This is a genomic window from Chitinibacter tainanensis DSM 15459 (assembly GCF_000429785.1).
Lineage (GTDB): Bacteria > Pseudomonadota > Gammaproteobacteria > Burkholderiales > Chitinibacteraceae > Chitinibacter > Chitinibacter tainanensis.
In genome coordinates this window covers 76790-96054 of sequence record NZ_AUCN01000009.1, presented here as the reverse complement: position 1 = coordinate 96054, position 19265 = coordinate 76790, and the positions used below count along the sequence as shown (strand labels likewise).

The 19265-nt window shown below is 57.4% G+C and carries 22 protein-coding genes; 11 read left to right on the top strand and 11 right to left on the bottom strand.

All coding sequences use genetic code 11. The features are described 5' to 3' along the window. Nucleotides 1-16: 16 nt before the first annotated feature. From G482_RS0101535 to fur, 3 genes are read right to left on the bottom strand one after another with little or no spacing between them, the layout of a single operon-like run. A complete protein-coding gene (locus G482_RS0101535) occupies nucleotides 17-751 on the bottom strand; it encodes an arginyltransferase (RefSeq protein WP_028448537.1) in 735 nt (244 codons plus the stop codon). A gap of 9 nt (nucleotides 752-760) precedes the next feature. Beyond that, entirely contained in the window at nucleotides 761-1471 is a 711-nt protein-coding gene (aat, locus tag G482_RS0101530) for a leucyl/phenylalanyl-tRNA--protein transferase (protein WP_028448536.1), read from the bottom strand. A gap of 3 nt (nucleotides 1472-1474) precedes the next feature. Continuing rightward, nucleotides 1475-1900 (bottom strand): ferric iron uptake transcriptional regulator, encoded by a 426-nt coding sequence (gene fur / locus G482_RS0101525; protein ID WP_028448535.1) that lies wholly within the window; start codon nucleotides 1898-1900, stop codon nucleotides 1475-1477. A gap of 103 nt (nucleotides 1901-2003) precedes the next feature. On the opposite strand from fur, the gene G482_RS16895 reads away from it, so the two are divergent. Together G482_RS16895 and dapB are read left to right on the top strand one after the other, a co-directional pair. Next, on the top strand, nucleotides 2004-2471 hold the full coding sequence (locus G482_RS16895; RefSeq protein WP_081986612.1) for an outer membrane protein assembly factor BamE: 468 nt from the start codon (nucleotides 2004-2006) through the stop codon (nucleotides 2469-2471). Next, the gene (gene dapB, locus G482_RS0101515) at nucleotides 2472-3272 is read left to right on the top strand and encodes a 4-hydroxy-tetrahydrodipicolinate reductase (RefSeq protein ID WP_028448534.1); all 801 of its coding nucleotides are present in this window, start codon (nucleotides 2472-2474) and stop codon (nucleotides 3270-3272) included. Nucleotides 3273-3811: 539 nt separating this feature from the next. Here dapB and G482_RS0101510 read toward each other — a convergent pair. Next, on the bottom strand, nucleotides 3812-4993 hold the full coding sequence (locus tag G482_RS0101510) for a BaiN/RdsA family NAD(P)/FAD-dependent oxidoreductase (RefSeq protein WP_034618594.1): 1182 nt from the start codon (nucleotides 4991-4993) through the stop codon (nucleotides 3812-3814). A 165-nt stretch (nucleotides 4994-5158) separates the two neighbouring features. Between G482_RS0101510 and G482_RS0101505 the strand changes: the two genes are divergently transcribed. Then, on the top strand, nucleotides 5159-5956 hold the full coding sequence (locus tag G482_RS0101505; protein WP_028448532.1) for a Cof-type HAD-IIB family hydrolase: 798 nt from the start codon (nucleotides 5159-5161) through the stop codon (nucleotides 5954-5956). A 23-nt stretch (nucleotides 5957-5979) separates the two neighbouring features. Then, nucleotides 5980-6516, top strand: a complete 537-nt coding sequence (locus G482_RS0101500) for a glutathione peroxidase (protein WP_028448531.1) — start codon at nucleotides 5980-5982, stop codon at nucleotides 6514-6516. Nucleotides 6517-6577: 61 nt separating this feature from the next. On the opposite strand, the gene G482_RS0101495 is transcribed toward G482_RS0101500, so the two are convergent. After that, nucleotides 6578-7231, bottom strand: coding sequence for a carbonic anhydrase (locus G482_RS0101495; protein ID WP_028448530.1), 654 nt, complete (start codon nucleotides 7229-7231; stop codon nucleotides 6578-6580). Nucleotides 7232-7437: 206 nt separating this feature from the next. Here G482_RS0101495 and G482_RS0101490 point away from each other — a divergent pair, with 206 nt between their 5' ends. The 5 genes from G482_RS0101490 to G482_RS0101465 all read left to right on the top strand — a co-directional run bounded on the left by G482_RS0101490 (nucleotide 7438) and on the right by G482_RS0101465 (nucleotide 10648). After that, nucleotides 7438-8001: a cytochrome b gene (locus G482_RS0101490; protein ID WP_028448529.1), complete on the top strand. Its 564-nt coding sequence runs from the start codon at nucleotides 7438-7440 to the stop codon at nucleotides 7999-8001. A 150-nt stretch (nucleotides 8002-8151) separates the two neighbouring features. Then, a complete protein-coding gene (locus G482_RS0101485; RefSeq protein WP_028448528.1) occupies nucleotides 8152-8712 on the top strand; it encodes a YceI family protein in 561 nt (186 codons plus the stop codon). 36 nt (nucleotides 8713-8748) lie between these two features. Continuing rightward, entirely contained in the window at nucleotides 8749-9309 is a 561-nt protein-coding gene (locus G482_RS0101480; RefSeq protein ID WP_028448527.1) for a YceI family protein, read from the top strand. Nucleotides 9310-9609: 300 nt separating this feature from the next. Then, entirely contained in the window at nucleotides 9610-10140 is a 531-nt protein-coding gene (locus tag G482_RS0101470) for a TIGR00645 family protein (protein ID WP_028448526.1), read from the top strand. A 160-nt stretch (nucleotides 10141-10300) separates the two neighbouring features. After that, nucleotides 10301-10648 (top strand): gamma-glutamylcyclotransferase family protein, encoded by a 348-nt coding sequence (locus G482_RS0101465; RefSeq protein ID WP_028448525.1) that lies wholly within the window; start codon nucleotides 10301-10303, stop codon nucleotides 10646-10648. A gap of 41 nt (nucleotides 10649-10689) precedes the next feature. Here the strand turns inward: G482_RS0101465 and G482_RS0101460 are convergent, their stop codons facing one another. Further along, complete coding sequence (locus G482_RS0101460; protein WP_028448524.1) at nucleotides 10690-11601, bottom strand: LysR family transcriptional regulator; 912 nt, start codon at nucleotides 11599-11601, stop codon at nucleotides 10690-10692. A 110-nt stretch (nucleotides 11602-11711) separates the two neighbouring features. Here G482_RS0101460 and G482_RS0101455 point away from each other — a divergent pair, with 110 nt between their 5' ends. Both G482_RS0101455 and G482_RS16890 read left to right on the top strand, forming a co-directional pair. Continuing rightward, nucleotides 11712-12410 (top strand): pirin family protein, encoded by a 699-nt coding sequence (locus G482_RS0101455; protein ID WP_028448523.1) that lies wholly within the window; start codon nucleotides 11712-11714, stop codon nucleotides 12408-12410. A 250-nt stretch (nucleotides 12411-12660) separates the two neighbouring features. Further along, a complete protein-coding gene (locus G482_RS16890; protein ID WP_051258644.1) occupies nucleotides 12661-13758 on the top strand; it encodes an SGNH/GDSL hydrolase family protein in 1098 nt (365 codons plus the stop codon). A gap of 18 nt (nucleotides 13759-13776) precedes the next feature. On the opposite strand, the gene G482_RS0101445 is transcribed toward G482_RS16890, so the two are convergent. The 5 genes from G482_RS0101445 to G482_RS0101425 all read right to left on the bottom strand — a co-directional run bounded on the left by G482_RS0101445 (nucleotide 13777) and on the right by G482_RS0101425 (nucleotide 19163). Next, nucleotides 13777-14085 carry a DUF2218 domain-containing protein gene (locus G482_RS0101445; protein WP_028448522.1) on the bottom strand — a complete coding sequence of 103 codons (309 nt, stop codon included), beginning with the start codon at nucleotides 14083-14085 and terminating at the stop codon, nucleotides 13777-13779. 18 nt (nucleotides 14086-14103) lie between these two features. After that, nucleotides 14104-14874: an ABC transporter ATP-binding protein gene (locus tag G482_RS0101440; RefSeq protein ID WP_028448521.1), complete on the bottom strand. Its 771-nt coding sequence runs from the start codon at nucleotides 14872-14874 to the stop codon at nucleotides 14104-14106. Nucleotides 14875-14877: 3 nt separating this feature from the next. Next, on the bottom strand, nucleotides 14878-15966 hold the full coding sequence (locus G482_RS0101435) for a FecCD family ABC transporter permease (RefSeq protein WP_028448520.1): 1089 nt from the start codon (nucleotides 15964-15966) through the stop codon (nucleotides 14878-14880). After that, nucleotides 15963-17099 (bottom strand): ABC transporter substrate-binding protein, encoded by a 1137-nt coding sequence (locus G482_RS0101430; RefSeq protein ID WP_034618591.1) that lies wholly within the window; start codon nucleotides 17097-17099, stop codon nucleotides 15963-15965. Before G482_RS0101430 ends, G482_RS0101435 begins: the two co-directional genes overlap by 4 nt. Before the next feature lie 84 nt (nucleotides 17100-17183). Next, nucleotides 17184-19163: a TonB-dependent receptor domain-containing protein gene (locus G482_RS0101425; RefSeq protein ID WP_028448518.1), complete on the bottom strand. Its 1980-nt coding sequence runs from the start codon at nucleotides 19161-19163 to the stop codon at nucleotides 17184-17186. Between the last annotated feature and the right edge of the window lie 102 nt (nucleotides 19164-19265).

The following is a 19265-nucleotide window of genomic DNA, read 5'->3' as shown; positions in this document are numbered from 1 at the left end:
TATTTTAAATCAAGGCCTAGCTGGCAATACCCTCAAGGCGTTGCCATACCCCATTCACCCGCCCTTCAATCGGCTGGTATTGAGTTTTATAAGTCATCTTGCGACAGCCATCGATCCAGTAACCCAGATACACATAGGGCAACCCCAGCTGTTTCGCCAGGCCAATCTGCCACAGAATGTTGTACACCCCTAAGCTGCGCTGCGGCCAATCGGGCTCGAAAAAGGTGTACACCGAGGAGAGCCCATCATCGAGCTGGTCGATCAAGCTAACCATACAGACTTCGCCATCCTGCAAAAACTCGGCCAGCACGCTTGAGACATTGCTGCGCAGCAGAAAGCTTTCATACTGCTCGCGGTTATCCTGATCCATCCCCCCGCCCGGATGACGCTGACGCTGATAGCGCTGGTACAGCTGAAAATGCTCTTCGCGAAAAGTAAGCTCTATCAGCCGCACTTTCAGCGACTGATTGCGCTGCGCCACGCGCCGCTGAGTGCGGCTAGGTTGAAAATCTGCCACCGGTAATCGCACCGGCACACAGGCGCTGCAGGTATCACACCAGGGGCGATATACAAATTGCCCACTACGGCGAAAGCCCTGCTCCACCAGCTGGCTATACACACCGCTATCGATCAGGTCCGAGGGCACCGCCACTTGCGAACGTGCCAATTCATTGGGTAAATAGCTACAGGGGTACGGCGCCGTAGCGTAAAACTGCAGCTGCACCGTGTGCTTGCGAAAGGTGTCGTTCATGGTGGCTTCCTACGCGGGGCCAGCGCCGCTGGCCTGGTGATCGTACGACCACGGTCCGGGATCGACATACTGGGCGGTCAGGCGCTCCAGACTGGCCATAAACTGCGCACGGGGGATTTCGCGGGCGCCAAAACGGGCCAAATGGTCGGTATACATCTGACAGTCGATCAGGCCGTAGCCTTGTGCGTCCAGCCAGCGCACCAAATGCACAAAGGCGATTTTTGAAGCATCGGGCCGGCGGGCGAACATGGATTCACCATAGAACATTTTGCCGATGGCCATGCCATACAGGGCACCAGCCAGCTCACCATCGATCCAGCATTCGATGCTGTGGGCAAAACCGGCCTCATGCAAGGCGGTGTAGGCCGCTAGCATTTCGGCCGAAATCCACGTGCCCGGCTGACCCGCGCGCGGCTCGGCACACGCCGACATCACCGCATGAAAGGCCGTATCAAAGGTAACCCGGTAGGCTTTATTGCGAATCACTTTATCGAGCGAACGATGCACATGCAGCTCGGCCGGGTACAGCACCATGCGCGGGTCTGGCGACCACCACAAGATCGGCTCGCCGGGCATAAACCAAGGAAAAATGCCGCGTTGATACGCGGCAAGTATACGGTTCGGGCTTAAATCGCCACCGGCAGCCAGTAGCCCATTGGGCTCAGGCAAGGCCTGACTCAGGGGCGGAAAATCCAGCCGATGATCCAGCCACGGGATCATCGTTTATTTTTTACTCTTGCTCTGGCAATCAGCGCAGGTGCCATACAGATACATCTCGTGTTCCTGAATCTGGAAGCCATGTTTTTCGGCAATTGCATCTTGCCGAGCTTCGATTTCCGGATCGTAAAATTCTTCCACCTTGCCGCATTTCACACACACCAGATGGTCATGGTGCTCGCCGTGGTTTAATTCAAACACCGATTTGCCGGTTTCGAAATGATGGCGCACCAGAATGCCGGCTTGTTCGAATTGGGTCAGTACGCGATACACGGTGGCCAGACCGACATCGATTTCTTCGGCGATCAGCATGCGATAGACATCTTCGGCCGTCAGATGGCGTTCGGTACTGGTTTCAAACAAATTCAGGATTTTCAGGCGCGGACCGGTGGCTTTCAGCCCCATCCCTTTCAATTCTGCGGCTTTGCTCATGGTTATTTTTTCCCGTGTGTCACTGTGCGGTGTTGGCGCAATAGGGTTATCATATAGCGTTTCGCGGTGCCGCGCACCGATCCATACAGTGAAGCGCAAACGCATGAAGGCTAGAATTTCTACTGCACTCCTCCTGAGCAGCCTCTTCCTGGGCGGCTGCAGCGTGGTCAATTTTCTCACGCCCTACAAGCTGGATATTCCGCAAGGCAATCAGATCACCATGGATCAGCTGGAAAATCTGAAAGTCGGCATGACGCAAAGTCAGGTTCGCTTCCTGCTCGGCACCCCGCTACTGGTCGATCCTTTTCATCAAGACCGCTGGGAGTACATCTATCGCGATGAAAAGAGCGGTGATGTGAAAGTGAACAAGCGTTTCTCGATCATCTTTGAAAATAATATGGTGGCCCGTTGGGAAGGTGAAGTACTGCCTGAGCCGGCCGCCCGCAAAGAAGCGCGTGTGCGAGCCAGCGCCGTGGTCAGCGATGATCAGCTGATGCGGAGCAAGGTGAATCCCGGCGCGCCAGACAGCAAGCAAGTCGAAGTCAAACCTCTGATTGATAAAGGATTCTAAATGACGATGAAAATCGCCATTGCCGGTGCTTCTGGCCGCATGGGCCGCATGCTGATTGAAGCGGTCGTGAATGCACCTGATGCCCAATTGCATACCGCCCTAGATCGCGCGGGCAGCGAAAGCATCGGCCAAGACGCCACCGCCTTTCTGGGCCAAACCAGCGGTATCACCATCACCGCCGACTTGGCCGCCCTGCAAGGTGCGGATGTGATCATTGATTTCACTCGCCCTGAAGCTACCTTGGCGCATCTCGCGGCTTGTCAGCAATACGGCGTGAATATGATTATTGGCACCACCGGTTTTGACGAAGCCGGCCGTGCTGCTATCGCGGCTGCAGCGAGCCAGATCGCGATTGTGTCGGCCTACAATATGAGCGTGGGTGTTAATCTAGTCTTCAAGCTCCTCGAAGTTGCAGCTGGGGTATTGAACCAAGGCTACGACGTTGAAATCCTGGAAATGCACCACAAACACAAAGTTGACGCCCCATCCGGCACCGCGATTGCCATGGGCGAGGCGGTGACGCGCGCTTGGGATAAAGCCCTGAAAGACATTGCCGTGTGGTCACGCGAAGGGATTACCGGCGAGCGCCAAGATGGCACCATCGGCTTTGCCACCTTGCGCGGCGGCGATGTGATTGGCGACCACACGGTGGTCTTTGCCGGCGCTGGTGAGCGCGTAGAAATCACTCACAAAGCCAGCAACCGCACCATCTATGCGCAAGGCAGCTTGCGCGCAGCACGTTTTCTGACCAGCAAAACCAGCGGTCATTATGATATGCAGGATGTATTAGGGCTGAAATAAGCCAGCTCAGTAGAGCGGTAGAAATTAAAAAAGCGAGGCCAAAGCCTCGCTTTTTTGTACTCTGCAGGTTGGTGAGGGGATACCCCTATCCCAATCCACCAGCCAAGGTGGTCTGCCCGATCGGAAACTTCAACTGCGTACGACACCTACTACTACGTACTGCCTGCTTCCTATCTTACAACTCACTACCCTTGGCACGGGCTGCGGGGCAGATTGCCCACATGGATTGCAGCCACCTAGCCTGACAACACGATGTTGCCTAAACAATCGGGCTAGCTAAAGAGCACATAAAGAACAACGAAACGGGTTTCGTTTCGTTACCGGTCGGCATTCATTGCTTCAGGCTTGAATCATGTCAGCCTGCGGGCCGTTGCCGGTAGAACGAGATCACGGATGATCAGGATTTGCCTAGAGGCGAGCTACCTAAACTGCGATTACAGATCTGCAAATTCATCTCCTCTGTAAGTACTGCAGTCAACAATAACGTCCTTGCGGAAAACCACGAACTCCTCTTTTGTTGCCGTAGTATTAATTTAGACCTAAACGTGCAGTCCTGCAACATATCCTGATGACCAGGCCCACTGAAAATTGTATCCGCCCAGCCAGCCGGTTACATCCACCACCTCGCCAATGAAAAATAAGCCCGGCACTTGGCGCGCCATCATGGTTTTGGATTGCAGCTCATCAGTATCCACCCCACCCCGCGTCACCTCGGCTTTTTTATAGCCTTGTGTACCTGAGGGTTTGACTTCCCAGCGGTGCAGATCATCAGCGATTTGCTGCAATACCTTGGGTGAGTATTGCTTTAGAGGCTTTATTTCACCATGCCTTTGAAGCCATACCTGCAAGAAACGCTTCGGCAGCCATTCGGCCAAGATCGTACTCAGCAAAGCCTCGCGATTGGCCGTCGGCCAAATATCGGCCAACTGCACACTCGGCAAGAGATCAATCACCAGGCTCTCGCCCGGCTGCCAATAGCTGGAAATTTGCAAAATCGCCGGGCCGGAGACGCCTTTATGCGTAAACAAAATCGCCTCGCGAAACTGCTGTCGGCCGCACGCCACAATCGCGTCTTCAATCGCCACGCCAGCCAGCTCGGTCCATAAATCTTCGGCCTGAAAAGTCAGCGGCACCAGCGCAGCCGCCTGCGGCACGATGCGCAGACCAAACTGCTTGGCAATTTCGTAGCCAATCGGGGTAGCGCCAATCTGCGGGATCGATAAGCCACCGGTCGCCACGACGAGGGATTCGCACTGCCAGCTTTCTGGCTGGCCATCGTGCTCTGTCTGCACTACAAAACCACCGTCAGGATGCGCTGCCACAGCCACAATCCGGCTCCCCTGCCGCCACTGGGCACCACCGGCATCGACTTCGGCTTTCAGTAAATCAATCACCCCTTGCGAGTGCTGATCACAAAAAAGCTGACCTAGGGTTTTCTCTTGAAAACTCAGCCCGTGTTTGTACATCAGTGCGATGAAATCATGCTGGGTAAATTGCTTCAGCGCCGATTTCACAAAATGCGGGTTATTCGAGAGATAGCATTCAGGGCTGATATTGAGATTGGTAAAATTACAGCGCCCACCACCCGAGATGCGGATTTTTTCGGCCAGCTTGAGGCTATGATCGATCAGCACCACACTGCGCCCACGCTGCCCAGCCGTTGCTGCACACATCATTCCGGCCGCCCCGGCCCCCAAAACCACCACATCACATCGTTGCATTTACCACTCCTTGTTACGCGGCATTGTACCGTGAAACCGCAGCGGCTCTGCGGCCGGCAGCTTACCGGTCTATACAGCAAAACCCGATTGGCATTATTACGAAGGCCAAGCCCCCATGGCCTAGCGTAAAATAACGGCTTGATTTCCCCACCGACGGAGCTGGCAATGCGGACGATGATAGTAAGTGATCTTGATGGCACTTTGCTCGACAAAGAGCACAAAGTGGATGCCTTTACCGCCGAGACCCTGCAAACGCTGGCCGCACAGGGTTACGCCATTACGATTGCTACTGGCCGCCATTTTCTCGATGTGCGCGGCATTCGCGCTGCGCTGGGCGTACCGGCCCATTTGATCACCTCAAATGGCGCGCGGGTGCACGATCCGGAAGATCGTGAAATTTATGCCGAAAACATCGAACCTGAGCTGGCGCGCGCGTTGATGCAGCCCGATGTCTCCAGTGGCTCTTTGCTCAATGCCTACGTGGATGAGGGCTGGCTGGTTGAGCGCGAGTGTGAAGAGCTGGTTGGGGTGTATTACAAAGATTCGGGCTTTGGCTATCAGGTCTGCAATCTGGCGGCGCACAGCGGCGAAGGCATCGCCAAGATTCTCTACATTGGCGAACATCAGGCGCTCACCAAGATCGAAAGCCGCATTCTGGCCCGCTACGGCGATGAGGTGTATATCACCTTTTCGGCGCATGATTGCCTCGAAGTCATGGCCCCGACTGTATCCAAAGGCCACGCCCTCACCGCCGTACTGGCCCGCCTAGGCATTGATGCCGAACATTGCTGCGCTTTTGGCGATGGGCAAAACGATATCGAAATGCTGGCCGTCGCCGGCCAGGGCTTTGTGATGGCGAATGCCAGCCCCAAACTCAAAGCCGCCCATCCGAACCTGCCCGTGATCGGCAGCAATGAACAACATGGCGTTGCCAGCCAGCTGCGGAAGATGTTTAATCTCTAGGCCACAGCCATGGAGAATAACCGATGCGCCGCTTATTGCTTGCTGTTAGTTTCAGTGTGATGACCAGCTCTGCTTGGGCTGCCTGCAGCCCTTTGCTCAATCACCAATTTAAAACCCTGCAAGGCCAGCCGTTTGATCTGTGCGCCTATGCTGGCAAACCTATTCTGGTCGTGAATACGGCCAGTAAATGCGGTTTTACCAAACAGTTCACCAAGCTGGAAAAGCTCTACGACCAATACAAGGGTCGTGGTTTGCTGGTGATCGGTTTTCCCTCCAATGACTTTAAGCAAGAACTAGAAACCAACGCGGAAATTGGCGATTTTTGTAAACTCACCTATCTGGTCGAGTTTCCGATGATGGAAAAAACCAGCGTCTGGGGCAAAAGCGCCAATCCGCTGTATCAGCAGCTCAGCAAAACCTCGGGCACTACGCCGAAATGGAATTTCTACAAATACCTGATCGCCCCCGATGGCAAAACCGTGACCGCTTTTAGCTCGATGACCGAACCAGATGACCCCGAGATCGTAGGCAAGATCGAGGGCTGGCTCGGTAAAAAATAAGCACAAAAAAACCTGCCTTCCGGCAGGTTTTTACTGTGTGGTATTACTTTAAAGGGCAGCTTCAAAGGGCCGGCGATAACGACGTTACCAGCGGACCAAAAGCATTGGTTTCCTGGTTGAAATCAAACAGCGCGCCTTGCTGAATATCGAAGTACCAGCCCAGCAAGCTTAGCTTGCCCGCCTCAACCCGTTTGGCAATAAACGGGAACGTCATTAGATTATCCAGCGAAACAATAATCGCCGCCATTTCACAGGCCCGAATCTGCCGCTCTTCATCTTTATGCGCCAGCTCGCGGCGCACGTGTTCGCGCGCCTGCTCGGCGATTTGCACCCAGCGGCCAACAAAATTGGCTTCGGTTTTCGATTCGGGCTCTTGCATCAGCGCGCGAATCCCGCCGCAGGCCGAATGCCCCAAGATAATAATCTTGCTGACTTCCAGATGCTCGACTGCATATTCAATCGCCGACGACACCCCGTGAAAGGCGCCATCAACTTCATACGGTGGCACCAGATTGGCCACATTGCGCACCACAAATAGATCGCCCGGATCACAATCCATCAACAGCGCCGGATCGACCCGCGAATCAGAGCAACCGATCAGCAGTGTCTTTGGGTTTTGGCCCTGCTTTAGCTCATCAAATAAGGTCTGGTGTTCGCCAAAGTACTTATGCTGGAAGCGGCGGAAACCGCCGATGAATTTTTCTATATCTTCCATCTTTCTCCCCAAGGCTAGATGTTTCATCCGGGCGTAATTCTACTGGTTTTCACTGTGCACTGGGCGGACAAATACAGTACATCCTGTAGAGGCACAAAAGACGTTCAATTTTTTTGAATAGTCAATACAAGTAATTTCGCTATCAATCACTTAGCACGCCCACTATGATGCAATGCGTATTCAGAATAACTGAACAAGGACGTGTCATGAAAAAACCTGCTCCCGCCCAATACAGCGCGCTGCAAATCGGCCTGCACTGGCTGGTGGCGGCCCTGATTCTGGCCGCATTTATTCTGATCTGGCAATTTGGCAATACCCCGCTGGCGCCCGATACCTTCAAGCTGAAATTACAGCTGATTGCCTGGCATAAATGGGTGGGTATTACCGTACTGGCGCTATTTGTGGTGCGTCTGATCGTGAAACTGGTGCACGGTGCACCCGAGATTGATCCAGCCACCGACCCGCTGCAACGCAAGATCGCCATCGGCGTGCATCACCTGCTGTATCTATTGATGGCGTCGATTCCGCTGCTAGGCTGGATGCTTAGCTCAGCCAAAGGCTACCCAGTGTTGCTGTTTGGCGTAGTGCAATTGCCCGATCTGGTGGGCAAAAATGAAGAACTAGGCCACACCCTGCGGGAGATCCACGAATTACTGGCCAACGGTTTACTGGTGCTGATCGGCCTGCATGCCGCAGGCGCTATCAAGCACCACGTGATCGAGAAAGACGGCACTTTGGCGCGGATGTTGCCCTTCCTGCGTCGGAAATAAACCTCACCATGCCTGCAAGGTGCAGGCAGTGTGAGCTGGCCCATGGCTAGAAACTGAACTTTAAACGAGATTTAGACTCAATTCGGCCAGACTCAGCGACCGGATTTAACTTGATTGGCTGGCATACCCCAGCCCCACTGGAGAAAACCCATGCTTGTACGCGCTACCCTGTTAGCCACCCTGCTGATGACCACTCTCGGCGCCCACGCCGCACAAACCTTGGTACAGGCCAAAAGCCGCCTAGGCTTTACCTTTAGCCAGATGAACACGCCCACCGAAGGCCTGTTTAAGGCTTACACCGCCACGGTGGATTTTGACCCGGCCAAACCGGAAGCGGCCAAAGCGCAGATTATCGTTGACCTCAATAGCATTGACGTCGGCGGCCCGGATGGCAATGCCGAGGCGAAAAAGAAAGCCTGGTTTGATGTGGCAGCCAACCCGAAAGCCACTTTTACCGCCACCAGCGTCAAAGCGCTGGGCGGAGGCAAATTTGAAACCAAAGGCACTTTAAACATCAAAGGCATTACCAAAGAAGTGGTCGGCCAGATGACCGCCAAACAGCAAGGCGCTGAATTGGTACTGGAAGGCAATGTGCCGCTGCTGCGACTGAATTACAAACTCGGTGATGGCGCCTGGGCCGACACCGGCACGGTAGCAAACGAAGTCACCGTGAAATACAAGCTGGTATTGACCGGTAAAGCAGGCAAATAAAAGCATTTCAACCCATACCCACTAGGAGTATTACTCATGAAACAACTGATTTTGGCGTCTGTACTGTCGGTAGCAGCTATTGGTGCACAAGCGGCCGATACCTATAAAATCGACCCATCACACACCTATGCCAGCTTTGAAATCAACCACCTGGGCTACTCAACCCAGCGCGGCAATTTCGAAAAAACCAGCGGTACCATCACCCTGGATACCGCAAAAAAAACTGGCAGCGCCGACATCAGCATTGATGCCGCTAGCCTGCGCACCGGTTGGGAAGCGCGTGACAACCACTTGAAGGGCGAAGATTTCTTCAACGTGAGCAAATTCCCAGCCATGACCTTCAAAAGCAATAACTTCAAATTTGAAGGCGACAAACTGGTGAGCGTGAGCGGTGATTTCACCCTGCTGGGCGTGACCAAGCCACTGACTCTGAACGTCACTAATTTCAAATGCGCGCCACACCCAATGAGCAAAAAACCAGCTTGCGGTGCAGATGCGGTGGCCACCATCAAACGCAGCGACTTTGGCATGAAAGCCTATGTGCCAGCCGTGGGTGATGAAGTCACACTGCGCATTCAGGTTGAAGCCAGCAAATAAGCTGCCTCTCCCTACAACCCCTGCTACGGCAGGGGTTCAGATTGCTGACAAACCCCACTCGCGAAGCGAGGCGCCCCTCAAGGAGGGGCCGGGAGGGGTGGGAATAGAACATCAAGGCTGCAGATTAAACGCCTTTATTTCCTAGGCTCGGCTTGGCCGAGACTTGAAATAGATTGTTCCCCCATTTTGTCCGCAGCCTGACCCCTGCTAAGGCAGGGGTTTTTTTCTGCCTGCGCTTGCCGCCAGCCGCCGCCAAAGGCGACAATACGGGCCGCAATCAGAATCACGAGGACGCCTTGCATGCAAGAACAAGAAACCAATCAAGCCACCCCGCTGCTGGGCAAAATTATTTTTGGTAGCCGCTGGCTGCAATTGCCGATCTATCTGGGCCTGATCGTGGTGCAAGGGGTGTATGCCTACAAATTTCTGGCCGGCCTCACCAGCATGATGCTCAATCTCGGCTCGCTGAGCGAAACCCAGATTATGTTGGCCGTGCTGGGCCTGATTGATGTGGTGATGATTGCCAATCTGCTGCTGATGGTCACCGTCGGCGGCTACGAGACGTTCGTTTCCCGTCTGCGTATCGATCGCCACCCCGATCAGCCCGAGTGGCTCGATCATGTGAACGCCACCGTACTGAAAGTTAAACTCAGCATGGCGATTATCAGTATTTCGTCGATTCACCTGCTGCAAACCTTTATCAATGCCGGCCAGCTGCCCGAATCACAAATGAAATGGCAGGTGATTATCCATCTGGCCTTCCTGATTTCCGCCGCGGCGCTGGCCTACACCGACAAACTACTGCACTCGGTCAGCCACCCATCACACTAAACAGCGCCCGATATACCCCCACATGTATTACCCCAGAGCCATTGCCATGCAATGGCTCTTTGCTTATACCCCTACCAAAACTGTACCCCTGCCGACTGTCACTTGTCGCTTCCTACGGCCAAAGCTAAATTGGCCTCACCCTACCAAGAGTGAGCCCAATATGCCCCGACTGTTTTCCTATGGCACTTTGCAGCAAGAGAATGTGCAACTGGCCACCTTTGGCCGAATACTCAGCGGCCAAGCCAGCGCGATTGTGGGCTACAGCCAGACTATGGTGGCGATTGATGATCCAGAAGTTGTCCGCACCAGCGGCAAGACTCACCACCCGATTTTGCGCTACACCGGCGACCCCGCCGCCCAAGTGAGTGGCACCGTATTTGAGATCAGCGACGCCGAGCTCGCCCACGCCGACCGCTACGAAGTCGACGCCTACCGCCGCGTCGCCGCAGCACTGAGCACCAGTGGTGAAGCCTGGGTGTATGTGGCGGCGGATAGTCTGCACGAATAATTAGGGCATGGCCTGCTGGTAACCTTGAACCGACGAAGCCATCAGCCCGCCTGCAACCATTGGCGAATTGTCTGATCGCTAGTGAGTGCATCAACCCACCATTTCAGCGCTTGGCCGGCGTCCTGGCTGCGCCAAGCATGGCAGAGCCGCACATGCGGCTGTACTTCGGCTACGGCTTTGGTGATGAGCTCACCGCTGGCGAGATACGGTTTGGCCCAGGCCAGCGGTAAATAGCCACAGCCCAGCGCGGCGACTTGGGCAAGGGTTTTTTGCCGCATATCGGGCACGTGCAGCATTTCCTGCCCGGATAAAATATTGAAGGAATGCTTGGTGAGCTGGCGGGCGCTATCGGGTATCACCACCGCGCGGTGTTGCATAATGGTTTGCGGGGCCAGCGGCTCTGGGCTCTCGGCCAGCGGATGCTGCGGCGAAATCACAAAGACCGAGCGAAAATCGCCCAGCACATGGGTGGAATACCCGCCACCCGCCGGCCCTTGCGCGATGGCGCCAATCACAATATCGGCGCGCCGATCCAGCAGCGCTTCCCAAGTGCCGCCCAGTGCTTCATGCAAAAACCGGATGCGGGTGCCCGATTGCAGCGCATCAAACTCGCGCAGCAGCGGGTACAGCAGCTCCAGCGGAATAATGGTATCCACAGCAATGCCCAGCTCGGTTTCCCAGCCGGTAGCCACACGTTTGATCCGGCATTCCAGCTCATTGGCGGCGCGCAGCAAATGCCGCCCTTCGTTCAGCAGCTCTTGCCCGGCGGCGGTGAGCTGGGCGCGATGGCCGCTGCGATCAAAAATCTGCACGCCCATATCGTCTTCCAGCTTGCGCACCATATAGGTAACGGCGGAGGGCACACGGTGGACTTCCTCGGCGGCGGCGGCAAAGCTGCCACGGCGGGCAATCGCGTCGAGAATTTCGAGGGCTTCCAGACTTAAACGCAGCATGGGGCTTATTCCGATTTTTTGAATGATTTGGGCAGATCTTTTGGCTATCAATGGCCCAAGGGCAAGCTTATTATGGCATACACCATTCAAATGAATTGAAGGAGCTCACGATGATTACCCTACGCAAAGCGGACGAACGCGGCCATGCCAACCACGGCTGGCTGGATTCACACTTCAGCTTCTCGTTTGCCGAATACTATGATCCGGCGCATATGCATTTTGGCGCTTTGCGGGTGATCAACGATGACCGCATCGCCCCCGGCATGGGCTTTGGTATGCACCCGCATCAGGATATGGAGATCATTACCTATGTGCTGGCCGGGGCGATTGAGCACCGCGATAGCATGGGCAATGGCTCGATTATCCGCCCGGGCAATGTGCAGCGCATGAGCGCCGGCACGGGCGTGCGCCACAGTGAATTCAACCCCAGCCAGAGCGAAGAGACGCATCTGCTGCAGATCTGGATTATGCCGGGCGTGAAAGGCATTGCCCCTTCATACGAGGAAAAGATCTTTGCCGAGGCGGAAAAACGCGGCCAGCTGCGGCTGGTGGCCAGCCCCGATGCCGAACAAGGCTCGGTACTGATTCATCAGGATGTACGCCTGTATGTAGGCCTATTTGATGGCGATGAAGCGCTGGTGCAAGCGCTACCCGCCGGGCGCAAGCAGTATGTACACGTGGCGCGCGGCCAGCTGGAAGTGAATGGCGTGGTCTTGCAGGCCGGCGATGCGGCCATGCTCACGCAGGAAGCACAGCTGAGCTTGCAACACGGGCAGCAAGCCGAAGTGCTGGTATTTGATTTATTCTGATTCGCCCCTTGGCGCTAATCACCGCTGATGCCCCGGCCCCGCCGGGGCATACTCATTTGGGTATTACCCCACAAGCTTTTCCTGACAAAGCCTACACGCATATACCCCTTTAGAGATTTGCCAAGCGTCACTCGTCGCACGCCGCCAAATCGCCAAGGCAAGATTCGGACAAATCCCAAGCCAGATTCCGACAAGGACGCGCCCCCTCCCGCGCCGTACAATCGACGCACAATACCAAGGAGGATGACCCATGCACCCCACTCGCGCCCTCGCGCTGGCCGCGCTCAGCAGCCTGGCCCTGCATACTCAGGCGGCCCCAGCCGCGACGCCAACGAATCCTGACACCCCCAGCTATACCCTCGCCGGCCGCTGGCAAAAAAGCGGCGATGCCTATCAAACCACCTGGCCCGGTGTGACGCTGAGTGCGCGCTTTAAAGGCAGCGCAGTGGGCGTGGTGCTAAAAGACGAATCGAGCTATTACGTACTGGAAATCGACGGCCAGCCCAAGCTGCAAATCGAGCCCGCTCGCGGTAAACGCACGGTATGGCTGCGCGATTTACCCGCCGGCGAGCACACGGTGGCGCTGATACGCCGCAATGAAACGCCCGAATACGTCGGCCAGGTGTATGGCTTTACGCTGGAGCAAGGCCAATGGCTGCCAGCACCGGCGGCGCCCAGCCGGCAAATCGAATTTATTGGTGACTCATTCACCGCTGCGCTAGCCAATCTCACCACCCGCCGCGATTGCCCCGACAGCGCCATCGCCGCGGGCACTGACATTACCCAAGGCTTTGCAGTCAAAGTTGCCCGCAGCCTGAACGCACAATGGCAAACCAATGCCATGTCGGGCATGGGGCTGATTCGCAACTGGAATGGCAATCTGCCCGATCGGGATTTTCGCACCTTCTACGCCCGCCGCCTGCACACCGAGCCTGGCAGCACGCCGGGCAGCCCAGCCGAAACCGGCTGGAAACCGCAGCTGGTGGTGATTGGGCTGGGGATTAACGATTTTTCTACCCCGGTCAACCCGGGTGAAAAGCGCAGCACTGCCCAACGCGCCACCGATTTTCAAGCCGCCTATCGCCAGCTGATCAAAGAGCTCAACAGCCGCTACGGCCAGCCGCAGATCATTATGCTGGCGATGAAACTCTGGCCCGATGACCAGCAACGCCCGAACGTGCAAGCCGTGCTCGCGGCCGAGCAAGCGGCGGGCAATACCCGCCTGCACTACCTCGACCTCGACCCGATGCAACTCACCGCCTGCCAATGGCACCCCAACCTCGCCGATCATCAGCAAGTGGCACAACAGCTACTGGACACCATCAAGGGCCTGCCGCTGAGTTGGTAAGCCCCGCGGCTACACGCTTTACGCCGCCACGGGCTGCCAATCCAGCGCCGGGTTTTCGGCTTTGCGCATCAGTTGCAGGTGGCTTTCCACCACCGCTTGCAACTGGCGGGCGGCGGCTTCATCGGTGGCGCGCACGGTAAAGCGCAGGTGCTCGGCGTCGGCGTTAAATTCCACCTGCCCCAGCGGGCGCTCGGGCTGGCCAAATTGGGCTACGCCCTCTGTTTCGCTAAACTCCACCGGGATCTTGCGGGCGAAATGTTTACAGAGTTTAAAGAGGTATTGCTTGCCAAGCTCGGTATTAACTTGGCTAGAGGTAATTACAGTCATGGGGTATTTATCCTTTAGTTAGGCGCGAACCAATTGGTCGAGCACAAAAATCGGCCGGCCTTGCGAGCAAGCTTCCACCCGGCCATGAATGCCATACACCTGCGCCAGCAGCGCGGGGCTCAGCACCGAGAGCGGCGGGCCATCGGCCACACACTGGCCGCCATCCAGCACAATCAGCCGCTCGCAGCAGCGCAGCGCCAGATTCAGATCATGCAGCGCCAAGAGCGCAATGCTGCCGCGCTCGCGGGCGTCGTTGCGGATCGCCTCCACCAACGCCAGCTGCCAGTGCAAATCCAGCGCGCTATTGGGCTCATCCAGCAATAGCAACGCCGGCTGACGCGCCAGCAATTGCGCCAGCGCCACCATTTGCCGTTGCCCACCCGACAAAGTAGCCAGTGGCCGCATGGCCAGCGGGGTGAGCTGCAAGCTGGCCAGATAATGCTCGATGCGCGCTTCGGCCTCGGCGCGGCTGAGGCCGCCGGTGAGCAAACCGCCCAGCAGCAACTCATACACCGTCAGCCCCGCCGCTTGCGGCAGGGTTTGCGGCAATAAGCCCACCAGCCGGCTGCGCGCCACCGGGCTCAGCGTGGCCAGCGGCTGGCCATGCAGGCTCAGCTGCCCGCGCGCGGGCAAGAGGCCGGCAATGGCGTGAATCAGCGTGGATTTGCCCGCGCCATTGGGGCCGATCAGCGCGGTAACACTACCGGCCGGCAAGGGCGCCAGATCCAAACCATCAATAGTGCGGGTATGCCCCCGGATCACCTGTAAATCATTGATCTGCAGACTCATACCCTAGGCCCTCCGCCGCAAAATCAGCGCAATCAATACCGGCACCCCGACCAGCGCGGTAACGATGCCGATCGGGATCACCAAGCCCGGCACCAGCGCCTTGCTGGCCAGCGACGCCAGCGACAGCATCAGCGCGCCACACAGCACACTGGCGGGCAAAAAGTAGCGATGCTGCTCACCGACCAAGAGGCGAGCAATGTGCGGCCCCACCAGCCCCACAAAGCCAATGGTGCCCACAAAAGCCAGCGCCACGGCGGTGAGCAGACTCACCTCCAACAGCACCCGCCAGCTGAGCTTATCCACCTGCACCCCCAGGCTCGCCGCCTGCAGCGGGCCGCTGCACAGCAGCGTTAGCGCCCAGGCCCGGCGCATCGCGCTAATCAGCCCCAACAGCAGCGCTACCGCCACAATCAGCACATGGGTGAGCGTGGCGCGGCCCAGATTGCCCATCGACCAGAACACAATCTGCTCCAGCGCATTGGCATCGGCCAGAAATTGCAGCAGCCACACCAAGGCTTCCAGCGCGAACAACAGCGCAATCCCAAACAGCACCAGCGTATCGCTGCCGCCGCCATGCGCACGGCTGAGCAGCAAGATCAGTCCGGTGGAGCCCAGCGCCAACACAAAGGCCCCCACCGGCAGCAAGATTTCATGCGGCAGCACCAGCGGCAAATGATGCTCAAACACGATCACCAGCGAGGCGCCCAAGGTGGCCGCCGCCGCGACGCCCAGCGTAAACGGGCTGGCCAGCGGGTTATTCAGCACGGTTTGCAGCTGCGCGCCCCCCAAGCCCAGCGCGCCGCCCACCACCAGCGCCATCAGCGCATAAGGTAGGCGCACATCAAAAATCACCACGCGCAAGCTGGCATCCAGCCCGCTAGGGTCAAACAGCCCCGCCAGCACGGTGGCCAGCGGATAGCGCGCGCTGCCGGTGGCCAGATCGGCCGCCAAACTGAGCAGCAAAGCCGCGCCCAGCCCCAGCAGGCAGAGCCAGCGCCAGTGATTTTGCCGCCGATACAGGCGGGCTAATTCCCCCACCCCGGCCCCCGTACTGGAGGCGGCCGCAGCGATTTGGGCAGTTTCGGCCTTCATTGGCCGGCCTCAATCCAGTAGGTGCCGGCCAGTGGCACTGGCTGGAAGCGCTGGAAGAAGGTTTGCAAGGTGGCCTGCGGGTTCAGCTGGGCAAATTCGGCCGGATACAGCCATTTGGCCAGCACTTGCACCGCCACGACATTGGCGGCGCTGTAATTAAAGTGATGCGAAATCGCATACGCGCGGCCTGTTTGCACGGCTTTGAGCTGGGCAAAGCCCGGGCGCGTGAGCGCATGGCGCAAGCTGGCCTGCGCGGTAGCGCGATCAATGCCGGCGCCCAGCGCAATGCGGGGGCTATTGCGATCACGGGCGGTAATCGGGTTGCCGATGCCGGTGCCGATATACACTTCGGGCTGGCTTTGCAGCAAAAATTCCAGGCTAACCGTGCCGTGTGCGCCCGGCACCAGCGGGTCGGCGATATTGGCGCCCCCTGCAGCGCTGACAAAGGTGCCAAGCATGCCGTGCGTGAGCGTTTCGCAGCAGCTATTTCCCAGCCCGACGCGGCTTTCCAGGAACATCGGTGTTTTGCGTTTCACCTTAGCCAGGCCCGCGCTCACTTTGGCCATTTCGCTGCGATAAAACTCGAGGTATTGCTCCGCAGCCTTTTGTTTACCGAGCACCTGGCCCAATACCCTGATGCTGGCCTCGGTGTTTTTGAGTGGATCTTTGGTGAAATCCACATACACTACCGTCACGCCGGCCTTGCTTAGCCGCTGCAAAGTAGCGGTGTCTTTCACATCAGGGCCGTGGCCGCGCAGGCTAAAGATCGCCAACTGCGGCTGCAGGGCAATGGCCTCTTCCACGCTAAAGCTTTGGCTGGAGCGCCCCAGGCGCTCGATCTGATCGAGCTTGGGATACACCTGCCGGTATTGGGCGTAGCTGCCCGGGTCGAGCTGCTCGAAATCGCCCAGCATGCCCACCACGCGCTGCGCGGGCAGCTCGCGATCTAAAATCGCCAAACTCGGCAGCATGCGGCCTTCACCGACGATAATCCGCTCGATCTTGGCCGGGATTTCCACCGTGCGCCCGGCCAGATCGGTCACACTGGCGGCCCAGGTGCCCACACTGAGGCTACTTAACAGACAACCCGCCAGCACGGCGGGGCGAAACAGCGAGATCTTCCACTTCAACATCTTGCACTCCGACATCTTGTATTCCTTTAGCAAAACGCCAGCGCCACCGGGCAGGCCGGTGGCGCAAGCAAACTTAAAAAATCGTTAGAATTGCCAGCTGGCTTCCAGCCGCACATCGCGGCCCGGCTCTGGATAGCCCAGCACCTTGCCTTGCCAGCCGTTGTAGGCATAAGTGGCCTGATCGTAGTAATGCTTGTCGAACAGGTTTTTCACGGTCAGATTCAGGCGCAGCGTGTCTTTCGCCAGTGGCCGCCACGTGAGATAGAGATCGTGCACACCGTAGCCAGCCTTGGTTTGCTCGGCCTTACCGCCCACCGGCAGGTAATCCAGCGCCTCGACATAGCGGCCCATCCAGCCCAGCTCGAGTCGCTGCGCCGGCAGGCGGTAGCCCACTTTGCTCACCCAGGTGCGGCCGGTGCTGGTACCGAGGCCCAGATCTGCATCGTTAAATTTGCGGCCATCCAGCTCGGGGCGGCTATCGGCCACACTGAGGCCAAATTGCCAATCACGCAGCTGGTATTGCGCGCTGAGCTCATAGCCATCGATGGTGGCGCGGCCCAGATTGCCGCGGCAACCGCCTTTGGCGTTGGCGCAGCTAAAGGTGGTGATGTAGTCATCAATAATCTGGCGATACACATTCCCGGCCAGGCTTAGGCCACCTTGCTGATAGCTAAAGCCCAGCTCGGTGTTATGCGCGCTTTCGGCCTCGATTTTGGGCAGGTTTTTCCACTGGGCAATATCGAGCATAAAGGCTTCTTTCAGCCCCACCCCGCGCAAGGCCTTGGCATAACCGGCGCGCAGCTGCAGCGCATCGGTGGCTTGCCAGCGCACGCCAGCACTTGGGCTTACGCCGTCGCTGGTGTAGTTTTGGCGGTGGTTATCGGTGTAGCTGTAATCGTCGTAGCGCAGGCCGGCGGTGAACGTCAGGCTGGCCCAATTCGCCTCGCCTTCCACAAAACCACCCCATACGCGCATCGATTCGCGCCCCGTACCGGTGAGGCCATACGGATTGGCAATGCGATTGGCGGCGGATTTTTCTTCGCGCCAGTTCAGCCCGTATTTGAGCAGATGCTCGCCCAGCGCTTGCTTGAGCATCAGATCAGCGCCTTGCGTGGTCAGGCTTTCGCCCCAGCTACGGCCTTTTTTATTGGTGCGCTCGCTCTCGACTTCGGAGCGATACAGCGTGGCATTGGCGGCGTCGATCCAGCCTAACTGCTGGCCACTGTAATTGAGCGTGGCCGTATCGCGAGCCAGACTTTGCGGGATCGGATCGTTCGGCAAGACCGGATGAGCAAAACCAACCATATTGGCCCGCGCGGTGCGCACGCCTTCGTCGCTACTGCGCTGAAAACTGGCGCTCAGGCGCTGCTGTGGTGTGAGCTGCAGCCCCACTTTGGCCAGATAATTGGCCTGCTCGGTGCCCGAATTGGCAATCGTTTGCCCATTGCCGGCCTGATAGTCATCGGTGCGCATGGTGGTGGCGGCAAGCAGTGCATCCAGATTACCGGCCTGGCCATACACATTGGCGCTGCTGCGCCAGCCATCATTGCTAAAGACGCTGCCGGTGACGCTACCGCCGATGGTTTGACCGGGGCGCAAGAGATCGCGCGCCGACACAGTTTGATAACGAATCGCCCCACCCAATGCGCCAGGCCCCGCGCTGGCTGCGGCCGTGCCTTTTTCGACTTCCACTTGCTTGATCAGCTGGGGATCAAGAATCAGCGCCGTCTGGTGGTGATATACCTTGCTGTTAATCTGTGCGCCATCCACGCTCAGATTCAGCAGCGATTCTTCCATGCTGCGGATATACATTTTCTGGGCAATCGGGTTACCACCGCCGCCGATATTGATCTCGGCATCTGACTGAAACACATCGCTGAGATTCTGGGCTTGCTGATCCAGCAGGGTTTGCCGCTGCAAGGTGTCATCCTGCGTCGGCGTGCTGGCGGTGACTTCTACCGTGGCCAGCTGGGTGCTGGTTTCGTTCGCGTGGGCGTGCAGGGCCAAAGTGAGGGGAATCGCGGCCGCCAGATGGCGAAGCGGGAATGGAGCGCGGGTGTGCATGACTGAATTCCTGAAATTCTCACCCAAGGGCAAGAAATGATAATCAAACTCAACTGGTAAGCGTATTGTGCCGTGGGCGGGCGCTGCTGACTTTTGCGGAGG

Bases quoted from the DNA above. Each gene is read 5' to 3' on its own strand.
- fur (WP_028448535.1), bottom strand. From the start codon at position 1,900: ATGAGCAAAGCCGCAGAATTGAAAGGGATGGGGCTGAAAGCCACCGGT.
- G482_RS0101425 (WP_028448518.1), bottom strand. From the start codon at position 19,163: ATGCACACCCGCGCTCCATTCCCGCTTCGCCATCTGGCGGCCGCGATT.
- G482_RS0101505 (WP_028448532.1), top strand. From the start codon at position 5,159: ATGCGGACGATGATAGTAAGTGATCTTGATGGCACTTTGCTCGACAAA.
- G482_RS0101430 (WP_034618591.1), bottom strand. From the start codon at position 17,099: ATGTTGAAGTGGAAGATCTCGCTGTTTCGCCCCGCCGTGCTGGCGGGT.
- G482_RS16895 (WP_081986612.1), top strand. From the start codon at position 2,004: ATGAAGGCTAGAATTTCTACTGCACTCCTCCTGAGCAGCCTCTTCCTG.
- dapB (WP_028448534.1), top strand. From the start codon at position 2,472: ATGACGATGAAAATCGCCATTGCCGGTGCTTCTGGCCGCATGGGCCGC.
- G482_RS0101490 (WP_028448529.1), top strand. From the start codon at position 7,438: ATGAAAAAACCTGCTCCCGCCCAATACAGCGCGCTGCAAATCGGCCTG.
- G482_RS0101445 (WP_028448522.1), bottom strand. From the start codon at position 14,085: ATGACTGTAATTACCTCTAGCCAAGTTAATACCGAGCTTGGCAAGCAA.
- G482_RS0101480 (WP_028448527.1), top strand. From the start codon at position 8,749: ATGAAACAACTGATTTTGGCGTCTGTACTGTCGGTAGCAGCTATTGGT.
- G482_RS0101440 (WP_028448521.1), bottom strand. From the start codon at position 14,874: ATGAGTCTGCAGATCAATGATTTACAGGTGATCCGGGGGCATACCCGC.
- G482_RS0101470 (WP_028448526.1), top strand. From the start codon at position 9,610: ATGCAAGAACAAGAAACCAATCAAGCCACCCCGCTGCTGGGCAAAATT.
- G482_RS0101435 (WP_028448520.1), bottom strand. From the start codon at position 15,966: ATGAAGGCCGAAACTGCCCAAATCGCTGCGGCCGCCTCCAGTACGGGG.
- aat (WP_028448536.1), bottom strand. From the start codon at position 1,471: ATGATCCCGTGGCTGGATCATCGGCTGGATTTTCCGCCCCTGAGTCAG.
- G482_RS0101485 (WP_028448528.1), top strand. From the start codon at position 8,152: ATGCTTGTACGCGCTACCCTGTTAGCCACCCTGCTGATGACCACTCTC.
- G482_RS0101460 (WP_028448524.1), bottom strand. From the start codon at position 11,601: ATGCTGCGTTTAAGTCTGGAAGCCCTCGAAATTCTCGACGCGATTGCC.
- G482_RS0101535 (WP_028448537.1), bottom strand. From the start codon at position 751: ATGAACGACACCTTTCGCAAGCACACGGTGCAGCTGCAGTTTTACGCT.
- G482_RS0101510 (WP_034618594.1), bottom strand. From the start codon at position 4,993: ATGCAACGATGTGATGTGGTGGTTTTGGGGGCCGGGGCGGCCGGAATG.
- G482_RS0101500 (WP_028448531.1), top strand. From the start codon at position 5,980: ATGCGCCGCTTATTGCTTGCTGTTAGTTTCAGTGTGATGACCAGCTCT.
- G482_RS0101495 (WP_028448530.1), bottom strand. From the start codon at position 7,231: ATGGAAGATATAGAAAAATTCATCGGCGGTTTCCGCCGCTTCCAGCAT.
- G482_RS0101465 (WP_028448525.1), top strand. From the start codon at position 10,301: ATGCCCCGACTGTTTTCCTATGGCACTTTGCAGCAAGAGAATGTGCAA.
- G482_RS0101455 (WP_028448523.1), top strand. From the start codon at position 11,712: ATGATTACCCTACGCAAAGCGGACGAACGCGGCCATGCCAACCACGGC.
- G482_RS16890 (WP_051258644.1), top strand. From the start codon at position 12,661: ATGCACCCCACTCGCGCCCTCGCGCTGGCCGCGCTCAGCAGCCTGGCC.